At 33.4% G+C, this 13,826-nt stretch carries 12 protein-coding genes; 2 read left to right on the top strand and 10 right to left on the bottom strand.

The window, feature by feature from the left end; genetic code table 11:
- Positions 1-41: 41 nt before the first annotated feature.
- From ptsP to IGK54_RS02340, 3 genes are all read right to left on the bottom strand, one after another.
- On the bottom strand, positions 42-1,769 hold the full coding sequence (gene ptsP / locus IGK54_RS02350) for a phosphoenolpyruvate--protein phosphotransferase (RefSeq protein ID WP_002361251.1): 1,728 nt from the start codon (positions 1,767-1,769) through the stop codon (positions 42-44).
- Complete coding sequence (locus IGK54_RS02345) at positions 1,769-2,035, bottom strand: phosphocarrier protein HPr (RefSeq protein WP_002355551.1); 267 nt, start codon at positions 2,033-2,035, stop codon at positions 1,769-1,771. Before IGK54_RS02345 ends, ptsP begins: the two co-directional genes overlap by 1 nt.
- A 170-nt stretch (positions 2,036-2,205) precedes the next feature.
- On the bottom strand, positions 2,206-2,397 hold the full coding sequence (locus IGK54_RS02340) for a hypothetical protein (protein ID WP_002366170.1): 192 nt from the start codon (positions 2,395-2,397) through the stop codon (positions 2,206-2,208).
- Positions 2,398-2,698: 301 nt separating this feature from the next.
- Between IGK54_RS02340 and IGK54_RS02335 the strand changes: the two genes are divergently transcribed.
- Together IGK54_RS02335 and IGK54_RS02330 are read left to right on the top strand one after the other, a co-directional pair.
- Positions 2,699-4,939, top strand: coding sequence for an ATP-dependent Clp protease ATP-binding subunit (locus tag IGK54_RS02335; RefSeq protein ID WP_002408029.1), 2,241 nt, complete (start codon positions 2,699-2,701; stop codon positions 4,937-4,939).
- A 194-nt stretch (positions 4,940-5,133) separates the two neighbouring features.
- Positions 5,134-5,448: a DUF1827 family protein gene (locus IGK54_RS02330; protein WP_002355547.1), complete on the top strand. Its 315-nt coding sequence runs from the start codon at positions 5,134-5,136 to the stop codon at positions 5,446-5,448.
- Between the two features lie 41 nt (positions 5,449-5,489).
- On the opposite strand, the gene IGK54_RS02325 is transcribed toward IGK54_RS02330, so the two are convergent.
- The 7 genes from IGK54_RS02325 to IGK54_RS02295 form a co-directional block, all read right to left on the bottom strand.
- A complete protein-coding gene (locus IGK54_RS02325; protein ID WP_142957318.1) occupies positions 5,490-6,560 on the bottom strand; it encodes a hypothetical protein in 1,071 nt (356 codons plus the stop codon).
- A 66-nt stretch (positions 6,561-6,626) separates the two neighbouring features.
- Positions 6,627-7,274: a DUF421 domain-containing protein gene (locus tag IGK54_RS02320; protein WP_002368017.1), complete on the bottom strand. Its 648-nt coding sequence runs from the start codon at positions 7,272-7,274 to the stop codon at positions 6,627-6,629.
- 15 nt (positions 7,275-7,289) lie between these two features.
- The gene (locus IGK54_RS02315) at positions 7,290-7,733 is read right to left on the bottom strand and encodes a DUF3290 domain-containing protein (RefSeq protein ID WP_002355544.1); all 444 of its coding nucleotides are present in this window, start codon (positions 7,731-7,733) and stop codon (positions 7,290-7,292) included.
- 483 nt (positions 7,734-8,216) lie between these two features.
- Entirely contained in the window at positions 8,217-8,711 is a 495-nt protein-coding gene (locus IGK54_RS02310; protein ID WP_048340628.1) for a Pycsar system effector family protein, read from the bottom strand.
- Between the two features lie 7 nt (positions 8,712-8,718).
- Positions 8,719-9,999: a nucleotide-binding domain-containing protein gene (locus IGK54_RS02305; RefSeq protein WP_002384922.1), complete on the bottom strand. Its 1,281-nt coding sequence runs from the start codon at positions 9,997-9,999 to the stop codon at positions 8,719-8,721.
- 324 nt (positions 10,000-10,323) lie between these two features.
- A complete protein-coding gene (locus IGK54_RS02300) occupies positions 10,324-11,385 on the bottom strand; it encodes a hypothetical protein (RefSeq protein WP_002388528.1) in 1,062 nt (353 codons plus the stop codon).
- A complete protein-coding gene (locus tag IGK54_RS02295) occupies positions 11,375-13,126 on the bottom strand; it encodes a DUF262 domain-containing protein (protein ID WP_002384918.1) in 1,752 nt (583 codons plus the stop codon). Before IGK54_RS02295 ends, IGK54_RS02300 begins: the two co-directional genes overlap by 11 nt.
- Positions 13,127-13,826: the final 700 nt, after the last annotated feature.

The following is a 13,826-nucleotide window of genomic DNA, read 5'->3' as shown; positions in this document are numbered from 1 at the left end:
AGCACATCGACAATTGTCGATGTGCTTTCATAATCACTTAATTATTTTGTATATTCTTCAACTAATGCAACGACTTCTTCCATCGTGTCGCATTCTTTTAATGCGCGGTCAGCAAGTTCAGCCATTTTAGTTGTGTCTAGACGTTTCATCAAGCTACGTGTTTTAAGGATAGATGTAGCACTCATTGAGAACTCATCTAAGCCCATACCCAATAGTAATGGAACAGCTGTTTGATCGCCCGCCATTTCACCACACATACCAGCCCATTTACCTTCAGCGTGTGCTGCATCAATTACATTTTTAATTAAACGTAAGATTGATGGGTTGTATGGTTGGTATAAGTAAGAAACGCGTTCGTTCATACGGTCTGCCGCCATTGTGTATTGGATTAAGTCGTTAGTTCCAACACTAAAGAAGTCAACTTCTTTGGCAAATTTATCAGCTAATACGGCAGCTGCTGGAATTTCAATCATAATACCTACTTGGATATCGTTTGAAACTTCAACACCTTCGTTGACTAATTTTTGTTTTTCGTCTTCAAAGATTGCTTTCGCTGCTCTAAATTCTTTCAAAGTAGCAACCATTGGGAACATGATACGTAAGTTACCATGAACAGACGCACGTAATAATGCACGCATTTGTGTACGGAACATGCCGTCACCTAGTTCTGATAAGCTAATACGTAATGCACGGTAACCTAAGAATGGGTTCATTTCGTGTGGTAATGTTAGGTAAGGAAGCTCTTTGTCCCCACCAATATCCATTGTACGAACCACAACTGGTTTTCCTTCCATTCCTTCAAGAACTGCTTTATACGCTTGGTATTGGTCCTCTTCAGTTGGAAAGTCAGATGAATCCATGTATAAGAATTCTGTACGATATAAACCAACAGCTTCGCCGCCGTTTTTGTGTACGCCTTCTAAATCTTTTGGTGTACCAATGTTTGCAGCTAACTCAACATGTTTGCCGTCAGCTGTCACTGTTTCTGCATTTTTTAGTTTATCCCATTCTGCTTTTTGATCTGCATAAGCTTTTGCTTCTGCTTCAAATTCAGATTTTTCAGCATCTGTTGGGTCAATAATAACATCCCCAATGATTCCGTTCACTGCTAAAATATCGCCTGCTTTTACTTTGTCAGTAATTTCTTTTGTACCAACGATTGCAGGGATTTCTAACGAACGAGCCATGATGGCTGAGTGAGAAGTACGTCCGCCGATGTCTGTCACAAAGGCTTTAACATACGTACGGTCTAATTGTGCAGTATCACTAGGTGTTAAGTCATGGGCAACCACGATTACTTCTTCGTTAATCATTGAAGGATTTGGAAGAGTCACACCTAATAAATGTGCTAAGATACGTTTGGCAACGTCACGAATATCTGCTGCACGCTCTTGCATGTAAGCATTGTCGTCCATTGCTTCAAACATACCAATATACATATCCGTAACTTCTTTCAAGGCAGCTTCTGCATTGACTTTGTTGTCTTGGATATTTTGTTTGATTTGACCAACCATTTCTGGGTCAGATAAAACCATTAAATGAGCATCGAAAACTTGCGCTTCTGCTTCACCAAGGCTTTGAGCTGCTTTGTCGCGAATTGCTTGCAACTCTTCAGTAGATTTTGCTAAAGCATCGTCTAAGCGAGTTGCTTCTGCATCAGTATCTTCTACGGAAGTTTTGTTGAAAGACAAGTCAGGTTGAACTAGCAGGTAAGCTTTAGCAACAGCAACGCCATCACTTGCGGCAATCCCTTTTAGCATCTCAGACATTATTCAGCCAATCCTTCTTTTTGTAATGTTTCAACGATTGCTGCCATTCCTTCAGCTTCGTCAGCACCATCAACAGTGATTGTTACGTCAGAACCTTGACCAACGCCTAAAGACATAACGCCCATGATTGATTTTAAGTTAACAGATTTACCTTTGTATTCTAAGTTAATATCTGAGTTAAATTTGCTTGCAGTTTGTACTAATAAAGTAGCTGGACGTGCGTGAATTCCTGTTTCTGCTACAATGTGAAATTCTTTCTTTTCCATATAAATCGGTCTCCTTCGTAAATAAAAAATTTTTATGTTAGGGTTTTCCTTTCTTGATACGCTAAAATCAAACGTCTACTCGAAAAAAGACCCTTTCAGTTTCTAAGATTACCATTTTTTTCTATCTTACACAACACTTTTTGCTTAAATTTCGTGATGTTTTGCACTGACTATTCTTCCTCTTTTTGGTAACGATAAATGATTCGTCCATTTAACCCCGCTTCTCCAACAATTTCCGCGCGGTCAGGTAAAGAAATCCAAGCATCACGAAATTGGAAAAATTCATTTTGCTCCACGATTAATTCAGAGATTTCTCCAGCTTTTAATGAAGCAATTTTTTCTACAAAAGGATTTTCAGCCATTGATTTCACCACTCTTTCTCTTAAATATCAACTCTTATAGTTTACTTGAAAATGGCGCAATTGTCTGTAAAAAAATCGAATCTTTGTCTTTTTTTAAACAAGGTCTTTTACTTGATTCTCTTACAAAAAATGCTATAATAACCTCAAAGGTCAAAAATGGTCAAGTGGTTTTGTAGACAGAATTTATTCCTGCTATCTAGTACTTGGCTGGTTTGAGAAAAAATGGTTTGTTTACTAGAAATAATAGAACAAACAACTATTTTTCTGGCCTCAGTTATTTTGAAAGGATGTGTTTCATTCAATGATTTGTCAAAATTGTCAACAAAATGAAGCAACAATTCATTTATATGCAAATGTGAATGGTCAAAGAAAACAACTGGACTATTGCCAAAGCTGCTATCAAAAATTAAAAAATCAAGCGAATAATTCCCCTCAAAATATGGGACAAGACCCTTTTGGCTTTGGGAGTTTAGACGATTTATATCGTTCTCTTTCTCGCCAAATGCAACAAGGTAATCCTTATGAACAACAAACACCACCCACTCAATTTGGTGATGGTGGTAATGGAGGTCAACCCCCTCGCGGAGGCGCTAGCGCTGGTCAAGGTTTGCTAGGCGAGTATGGGATTAACATCACCGAAGCGGCACGCCAAGGAGATATCGATCCTGTGGTAGGACGTGACCAAGAAATTAAGCGTGTCATTGAAATCTTAAATCGCCGTACAAAAAACAACCCCGTTTTAATCGGTGAACCAGGTGTTGGTAAAACAGCCGTTGTCGAAGGTTTAGCCCAAAAAATTGTCGATGGCGATGTGCCCCAAAAATTATTGGACAAAGAAGTCATTCGTTTAGATGTGGTTTCACTTGTTCAAGGAACTGGTATTCGCGGACAATTTGAAGAACGGATGCAAAAATTGATTGAAGAAATCACTGAAGCTGAAAATGTCATTTTATTTATTGATGAAGTCCATGAAATTGTGGGTGCTGGTGCTGCTGGTGATGGCAATATGGATGCTGGCAATATTTTAAAACCGGCCTTAGCACGTGGTGAATTACAATTAGTCGGTGCCACAACTTTAAATGAGTACCGTATTATTGAAAAAGACGCTGCCTTAGAACGTCGGATGCAACCAGTCCAAGTAGATGAGCCAACCGTTGCCGAAACCATAACGATTTTACATGGTCTGCAAAAACGTTATGAAGATTATCATCATGTCAAATATACAGATGAAGCGATTAACGCAGCAGCAAACTTATCCAACCGTTACATTCAAGATCGCTTTTTACCAGATAAAGCGATTGACTTGTTAGATGAATCTGGTTCAAAAATGAATCTAACTATCCAACTCGTCGATCCAAAAACAATTGATAAAAAATTAGCAGAAGCGGAACAACAAAAACAACAAGCTTCCGCAGAAGAAGATTTTGAAAAAGCGGCTTACTATCGTGATCAAATCAATAAATTACAAGCAATGAAAGAAAAACAAATCAGCGATGAAGAAACACCCGTCATCACTGAAAAAGATATTGAAGCCATTGTGGAACAAAAAACTGGCATTCCTGTCGGTGACTTAAAAGAAAAAGAACAAACCCAATTGAAAAATTTAGCTGTTGACTTAAAAGCTCACGTTGTCGGACAAGATGATGCTGTCGATAAAGTAGCTAAAGCGATTCGTCGCAATCGTGTAGGCCTAGGCAAACAAAACCGCCCAATTGGTTCCTTCTTATTTGTTGGGCCAACAGGCGTTGGTAAAACAGAATTAGCAAAACAATTAGCTTTTGAGCTATTCGGTTCAGAAGATTCGATGGTTCGTTTTGATATGAGTGAGTACATGGAAAAACACAGTGTTTCTAAACTGATTGGTTCTCCTCCAGGCTATGTTGGGTATGACGAAGCTGGACAACTCACAGAAAAAGTCCGTCGTAATCCTTATAGTTTAATTTTATTGGATGAAATTGAAAAAGCGCATCCTGATGTTTTACACATGTTTTTACAAATTCTCGACGATGGTCGTTTAACAGATGCACAAGGTCGTACAGTCAGCTTTAAAGACACCATCATTATCATGACAAGTAATGCTGGAACAGGAGCTGTGGAAGCCAACGTTGGCTTCGGTGCTGCCCGTGAAGGTGTGACTAAATCTGTTTTAGGTCAATTGAACAACTTCTTCACCCCCGAATTCCTTAACCGTTTCGATGGTATTATCGAATTCAAAGCATTAAGCAAAGAAAACCTGATGAACATTGTCAGCTTGATGTTAGAAGAAGTAAATGGCTTATTAGCTAAACAAAAATTACACATTGAGGTTCCAACAGAAGTCAAAGAGAAACTCGTTGATTTAGGTTATGATCCTGCAATGGGCGCTCGTCCTTTACGTCGAACAATTCAAGAACAAATTGAAGACGGCATTGCTGAATACTATCTAGATCATCCTGAAAATCATCAATTAGTCGCAGCGTTAGATAACGAAGGTAAAATTATCGTAACTGGCGCACAAGAAGTGACTAAAACAGAAACTTCAACATCTGACCAAGCAGAATAATCAAAAATCCACACGCATTAATAACAATGCGTGCGGATTTTTTTATGCTTTTCACTTTTTATTTTCATCAAAAAAAACTATAATAGAAGAAAGATATTCGTATACTTGTTCCTCATAGAAAAAATTCAATCTGGAACTCCTGTACATAATTGGAAACGCTCTTTTGCAGCACACAACTATAATGAGGTGATAAAATGAAATTAGTGAATGTGACCAATAGCTACAAACAATTAGTAAATAAACAATTGGAAAACACGGATGCTTACTTTGTAAAAGTCTACTCAGCAGGAAACACGACCGCTGTCTATTCAGAAGCAGCTCACCATGTGGAAGTTCTGATTATGAATAAAAATCGTCGCATTCGTCCGACAGAAGTAAAAGAAATTTTAGCAAAACTGTTAAAACGATTACCTAAAGAGGCTTATGACCCAGATGAAATTTCTATCATTGAGTTAAACCATGTGACCGAAGTGTCTGTTCCATTAAAAGTTTCCCTCATGGAAAATTAAAAAAACTGCCGAAGTTTCCCCACTTCGGCAGTTTTTTTAATTTATTGTGACGTTATTTTTTTTACAAGCCTTTGATAATTTTTCGACCAGGCTTCCTCATTTGTCGGACTGACTAATTTATTTTCCTCGATTGCTTTTTTTCTTAAGTCATCCACTTCTTTTTTGAAATTTTCCCCCGATTTTTGAGCATAATCTTTTGAAAAATATTTTGATTGGCGAGAATAAGCCTTCAGTTTCGCATCTTTAATCTCTTCTTCTGTATCTGCAAAATATTCATCATAACGAAGATCGGTTATTTTCCCTGAATCTTTTAACGTAATAACAGTTAAACGTCCAGAAAGCCCCTCCCCAAAATCTTCTGTTAGACTTGTATAATGTTCTTTTGAAGGTTCTTTGATTTCCTTGGCTAAAGCCCTAGCAGCAGGAAGATAGCCATTATTAGCGCTATTGGATTGACCTTTGGCTGTCTGGAATGCGCCATCTAGGCGATTTTCAGCAACCATTTGATTTTCTAGAAAAGTCATCGTATTAACAACGGTCACTAACGATTGATCAGTTCGGGCGTTGTTCGCTTGAAAATTTGCATAGCCGGATAAACGTTTTGTCACTCCTGCCCATTCTTCAGAATAATAGTTTTTAGGTCCACGTTCATCAAATTCCACTAACTGAATTTGTTGATCCTTAACAACGACATCAATTAAAGCCGTATAGCCGCCATCAAACACGACTTCATGATGATAATAATCCCCTTGAACTTCCCCGATTTCTGGACGACCTGACCAATACATCTTTTGAGCTTTTTCTTCTGGACTAATTCCTGATTGTCCATTATTAGCTTCTACTGTAGCGCCAGAAACAGCATCAACTTCAAAGGTATGTCCATTACGCTCATAACTCACTTTGGCAGCACTCTCCTTCGGTTGATCATTCGTGTTTGTCTGCTCCTCCTGCTTTACAGAAGTGGCATTAGTGGCTGCCGAGGCACCACTCGTTACTTGGACTGCTTCTGCTTCAGTACTTTCTTTCATTTTTTCAGTTCGTTGATCTGGTTGGCACCCCATTAAAATAATCATTGAACAAAATAACCCGACAACTATCTTTTTAGTTTTCATTTTCCCTCCTTTTAAAACTCATTGAATTACCATTTAATTTTAATATAAGTAGAATGAAAAGTATAGCTAAGCAATCGTTTTTTCTTCATACGGCGATAAACTTAACTGTCCAGATAAATACTCCCCTAAATAGATTTCCTGTAATCTTTGGAAGCCTTGTTCTTGGATTTGCGTTAATAGCCAGTGCTCATCTTTTTTGATTAACTCTAGGACATCCATGTTGGCTTGACCGTCCACAATAATCGGATAACGAATACTTTCATCGCCATATTCGACGATTGTTAATTGACCATTTTGTTCTAAAACCGCCCGTTTAACAAGCTGGACTTCATAAATACCATTTGCTCGTAATTTAAACATTAGATCATTTGCAGAAATACCATTTTTCAAACATTCCTTCACCACAACCTGTCCATCCTTAATTAAAGTAATGGGTTTACCATCCACAATTTGTTTCACATAGCGATTGTGCTCTTTTGCAAATTTTAAAATTAAGACTAATAATGTCCACAAAATTAACACTAATACAAATTGGAGCACCGTAATTGAATCATTATAAATAACACCACCAATAATGCCCCCCAATACATAGTTTTGCACTTGGTCCATGGCCGATGTGGGCGCCAAATTGCCTTTTCCCATCAAATTAATTTGGACAATTAAACAAATAATACCTAAAGCAAATTTAATAATAATTGGACTATAAAACTGCATTAATTTTCCCTCACTTTACTTTATGATTTCAATCGTTGGTGTTAATAAATACGTTTCTTGTAACGTATAAGACTGCTGATCCGTACTTAAACTCATTTTATAAAACACTTCGTCAATTTTAACTATAGTTCCGTCAGCCAATTGTGTACCATTGACATAAACTTTTTCTGGAGAAACCTTTTTTTCCTGTGCCACTTGTTCGACAAAATGTACCATTTGTGAAGATTGTGAATGCTGATTTTGGTTCAGTTGATAATTGGAATATTGAACCCCTAAAACAAATAATAATGATAAAAAAATAATAATACTTAATTCACGATATTTCGTTTGAATTTGATGTCGCACATAAAAACTAAACACAATGACTAGCCCGATTAACAAAGCAAAAATAAAAAAATACTTTAAGTAATCATTTAAATTAGATTGGCTTTTTAAATACTCGATGCCATAAAAATTCATGTTCTTGTCCACTCCTTGATAGGTTAGTTATAATAAGTATTCTATCTCAAAAAAAACAATCACGCCTGCTTTAGTGCCTTATAAGAAGAAAAAGCTCAGCGCAATCATCTTGAGAATGACTGCGCCGAGCTTCAATCTTCTAAAGATTCAGCTACTGATTGATTACAAATTAATTTTACATCAAACTTTTCAGTTCAACATCTGGATATTTATCAGCAAACCAGCGTTCCGCAAATTGGTTTTCAAATAAGCGAAAGTCCCTTTTTATCAGGATTCATCATACAATAAATAATCTTAGAAAGCAATCCATTTCTACTACAAACCAACGCAATGTTCAACCTTTATTTTTCTCAATACACCTATTACTTCTTAATCATTAATTTTAGTAGGAAAATTGATTAGACAAGTATCACAAAACAAAAGTTGAAAATTATATGTTATTTAATGTGACTTTTCTGTTTTATCAATGGAACCTAATTTTAATCATTTCAATACATTCAGGATAGAAAAAACAACTACAGATATATAAGAAGCTATCGAAAAAATAAAACTCCAGTGTAAGTTTTTATACTTTTTCGTTGCTGTCTTTGCCAGATAATAATTTTGTTCAATCATGACTTCTTCAAAACTACCTTGAGGGATTTCAGATACTTTCATTTTATAAGATTCTGCATCTTTATAGGTAGCTACGTCTTCCCAAAAAACAATTCCGTTGCCATTTCTATAGCTTCTACGTGGAAAAATAACTAAAAATAAAAAAACATAAGCCACAAGTAAAAGTCCAATACTCGCTAATAAAAAAAGATTTTTCGATTTTTCAAATTCGAAAGGCATATTATCTTTAATTTGAGTATATAAAAATCCCATCAATACACCGTTTACAGTTATAAATACTGCTGATTTAGTATCTGCAAACTGTATATAATTGTTTAGATAGTCATTTTGTGAATAAACAAAGTCTTTTTTTGATGATGCCATGTAAATATCACTCCAATTCAGCTTTTTTTAAGTAACTCTTAGATAAATCATTATCATTAACATATAAACTAAAATATTTATTTTTGGTAATATTTCCTTCAGCTTTTATCTTACAAATCATATAATGCAGTCCATTAAAAGCAGTATGTCTCTTACATCGAAAAACAGCATTATCTTCATCCGTGAAAGCTTCCTTTGGGACTACATAGTCTAATTCTTCTTCTTTCGAAGCTTCAATACCAGAGTTTGAAACAGTCCATTCTACACTGTTAATTTTATGTAGCAACGACTGACTAGCTTCAATTTGATAAACTATATCTGTATCTTTTTCTAATGCTTTTTCTGAATAGTAAGGTATCCGCCTTTCGTTTTCTGATAAATAGTAACATTTTATTTGAAAATCTCCCTCATACGATTCAAAATGGGCTATTCTTTCTAAATATTTTGACCAATCAAAATTTTTCATTTTATAATTAAATGAATTGTGTTTCATAATATAATAGTCTTTTTCTTCAGAGCTACCTTTAATGTAGATATCACTGAGCAAATCATCTGGTAATTGCAAGTATGAAAAAACATTTTCTCCAACCATAATACTATTTTCAGAAGCCTTATTTTGGAGCTTAGATGACAAATCAGCATGTAAACTAGTCACAGTAACTTCATTAATATTATCAATGCCATATTTAGACCAAAGAACTTCATCATCATCCCCAAAATCTATACCAATTCTTATTTTTAATGATGATACACCTAAAACATTCTCAAAATATTTTTTCAAAATATTTTGATTCATGTATTGTATCACTGAAGCAGCATTTATAGCTTGAATTATTGCATCACTTTTTAAAAGTTTACTATGTCCAGTAAAAGCAAAAATTGCATCTCCTTGAAGTCGGTGGATATGACCACCAAAATATCTAATAATTTCAATTCCAGTTGAAAGAACAGCATTTTTTATTTTCTGAACAGTCTCTAAATCATATTTAAGTGCCAATCTAGTGGAACCTTTAATATCTAAAAAAATGGAGCAGATATACTGTGTCTTTGGAAGTAAACTTTCATCAATAAAATCTGGATGTGTTCCTATTTTCTCAGAAAATCTATTTGGTGGAAACTTAGCTATAGTAAGTGTTTCATTCTCTGGAACGATTATACTTTGAGAAGAATCCATATATCTACTATGAATTACAGATTTTTCTAATTTATTATCTAGGTTTTCTTTTCGTAAGTTTTTATAAAAAATTCTTTCAATATTATTATAATTATTATACAATTTAATTTTCATCCTTTCAGCTATACGAGCACATAGTTACAATAAAAAGCCTAATAAAGGCTTTTTATTATAAACACTCTAAATTTTAGTCAATTATCTCCAAAGGAGGTAAGCTTTCTACTAAATCCATTTATTGACTATAACATGATTAAACATTCCAACTAAATCTTTTTCTTGATAATACTGTTTGCTAAAGTAGTCACTCCTAGAATAGCTACGCTACCTAAAGCAGTTCCAACTAAATTTCTTTTTTCCTTTAAGCTACGACTATGTTCCATGCAAAATAAAGATTTATCTGATGGAACTTCTTTATTACAATTTGGGTACTTACAAGTCTTAATTTTCGATTCTTTCATTTTCAGTCACGTCTGTCCTTTCATTATTATAAGTTGCTATGAGCACTTCAATTTTTGTAGACAAATCATTAGTTAATTCCTGAATTCTTCCATCATCACCCACGTGAGCATTATCCAATAACCACGCAATAGTTCTTCCGCTTTCGTTTTCTTTCATTAACACTTGTTTAACAAACGAGTGATAGTTTGTCAGTGTTGCAAATAAAGATTGTTTTTCTCCCAAAGCTGTATACGCTATTAGGTTTAGTTGGACTGCAGAATTTAAATATCCTAAAGATGTTTGCAATAAATTATCAATTCTACGTGCATCTTTTGATTTTGTTTTTGAATCAATTAAAAGAGCTGCATCTTCGTGAATAGAAAGCATTAGCTTGCTAATTGTTTCATTAGCAATTTTGATAGAACTAATCAATAGCTCTCTTTTGTTCGATTCATTCTCTGAAGCTAATCCTTCAACAACTAATTGTCTGGATGAAAAAAATCCCGCATATCTATCATTATACTGACCCTTCTCTACCCTTTGTATAATTTGATTTAATCCCTCAATTTGCTCTGAAATTGATGCTAACTGACCTTGGATTGCTGATAACTCTGGTAGAACACCTAACTCTTTTACAATTTTCTTATCAAGAGTAACAAAACTTTTATTTTCCCCACTTAAATTATCCTTAATGACAGCATATGTTTCACCTGTTTTTTTTCTTACGCCAAATGACCATTCTCCAGAATCTATCTTTTCCTTTGCAAAATCAGGTATCCTAGCTACGTATTCTGTTTCTTTCTGATTAGACAAATTTTCAATCAAACTCATTTCTGAAATATTTGAAAATAAACTGTTTTTAATTTTTACCGCTATCGATTTTGAAGCTATTCTTTGCAATGGCAATAATGAATAAGATGTAAAATCATAATTGTATAAATTTTTATCGGTAACATTTACCAATAACGATGCGTCTTTAGGTAAACCAATTTCGAAATCTTTCATAATAACACCTACCTGATAATAAGTTGAATTACAAGCCACTAAGGTATTATTTAACAAGCTCCTTTAAATCTTGTTTCATCTTGGCAACTCTATTTTCATAAAACAATTCAAAATTTTCTATATCTAATTTGATATCTTCATCAATAAATAAAAATGAGTTATTCAAGTGATTGATTTCCATCCATTCTGACAAACTCTTATCTTTCTTCAAAATATTTTTTTCCTTGTTTAATAATTGTAAATTTCCAATTTTATTCCAATTATTACCAATCCTCTCAATTTCTTCTTTACTAAAATGGTTTTCCATAAATGTTTTATTTTGAAATTTTGATTTTGGGTGAATATGGTCAATATCGAAATTTTGATTGAAATAATCTAAATCTGGATAGAATAAAGACAATACAAAAAATGCGTCATCAGAACCACATTGTACTTCAAATAAGCCTTCAATTATTGCATCATCAAAAGAATAATTTTTTGTAGGATTGCTTTTAGCACTATTGATTATTTCTTTTAAAGGAAAGACACCAGAGGAAGAGTCATCAATTATTTTACGAATTTCTCGAAGGATACTATCTGATTGCCCACCAAAAATACGTTTCAAAAACACTAATAATAACCATTTTTTCATGAGTTGAGAATTGGCGTTTTGCGTGTTGGAATCTAAGAATCTATTTTTTATAACTTCATCCTCAAGTTTGTTTTCATAGATATAATAAACAATTGGTATAGCAGCATTTTTAGCAGGAAACGTTCTGTTTTCAAAACCCAATCTATAGAACATCTCAAAAGCATTAAGAATTGATTTACGAATCCTTTCCCAATTAGTTTTAATTTTATTAATTACATCTTCATTAAAATTTTTCACTCTACTCTTTATGTCATCTGCATATAAAACTAACATATTTTTCAAAATGAAGTCTATTGTGATAGAAAAATCACCGAACTGGTTAACTTCTCTAATTAATTCCTCAAAATTTTCCCTCGCATCAGACCAATGAACTGTTAAAAAAGACATCAACAAATCTGAAAAAGTAAGTTTCGTCCCGCCATCATTAGTTCGAATAAAAATATCTAATACCTTATCAAGATTTTGTTCATCTTCCAAGTAATAATTTAAAACTTTTTCTTCGTTGATAGTCTCATATAACAGATTTAATATATCTTTGGAGTATTCATTATTTTCTAAACCCACTTTTTCTAAATAAGAACATCGATTTTTTTCATCTGACAAGCCTAAAATACTTCCTACTTCAAACCAATATTTTTCACCTAATTTATTTTCTTTCTCTACTTTATCTCTACGTAAAAATTTGAATTCATATTCTTTATCAATTTTTGTTTCTTGCTTATAGGTATTTTTTATATTTAAGTATAACTTCATTGGAGGAAAATTGTCTTCATTGTCCACCCATCGTTTGTGATTTAATTTAACTGCATAGCTTCCTTTTAGTCCAATATATAAGCTGTTCAACCTCTGTTGTCCATCAATTACTGCAAAAAAATTGTCTGTTCGTCCCATAGAATTATAATATTCATTCATTTCTCCAAAACGTTGTTTATATTTTCTCAAAAAAGAATAAAATCTATAATTATTTTTTATTTCATCTGAAGTAATTTGCCATAACATTAACGAATTTATAGGATACTTTCTCATGATACTATCAAACAATGATTCTATCTGCTCTGGGCTCCATACAAATTTTCTTTGGATAGCAGGTAATAGATAAATATTTTTGTCTATATTTTCAATAGCTTCTTTGATAGTAATTAACGGTTGAAATCCTCTTTCCACCATATCATATCTCCTTGCATAGTTGACTTATTTTTTTATCTTTGAGTGTATTTTTTGAATTATCACAATAATAAAGAACAATATTTTAGAGAATACGGTTCCATAATCAAATAACAAATAAAATTACTCTATTTTATATTCCGTTCTTCTAAATTTTCCAATCATACAATATTATCTCAAACTTATAAGAAAAATCAACTTAAAATAGATATAAAAAACTCGTATAATCCATACTTTTCTTACTATTAACTTAAATTAATATTCACAGAAGCCCGACCACACTTCCTCTCTTCTAAAAATATATTCAAAATCTCCAGAATCGATTGTATGCTGCCTGAATTACATTCTAAGCGTTTCTAAAATATTAAGTATTAATTTTTTAAAACTCCTAAACAATAACACAGGCTATTTAAATTCCATACTACGTTATTTTAACACTACATATCTAAACAAAATAAAAATATAACTTTACCTATATATTCTAAATATGAAGATAGTTCTAGTTGATTTCAAAAAAACAAATAATTCAACTAAAGCAACAATGAATTATCACTATTTCGTTATATAAATATATCTAGAGCGTAAATTTTAGCTATTTTACTGAACCTAGATAGTGCTATTAAGTAAGAAAGATATCTCTTGCCGGCACTAAAAAATAAATACTGATATATCAATTTTTTACAGCCATTTTTATCAGTGTTTC

Origin of the sequence: Enterococcus sp. DIV2384, from assembly GCF_050534975.1 — a bacterium.
Taxonomy (GTDB): Bacteria; Bacillota; Bacilli; order Lactobacillales; family Enterococcaceae; genus Enterococcus; species Enterococcus faecalis.
This window is presented reverse-complemented; position numbering and strand designations above follow the sequence as displayed.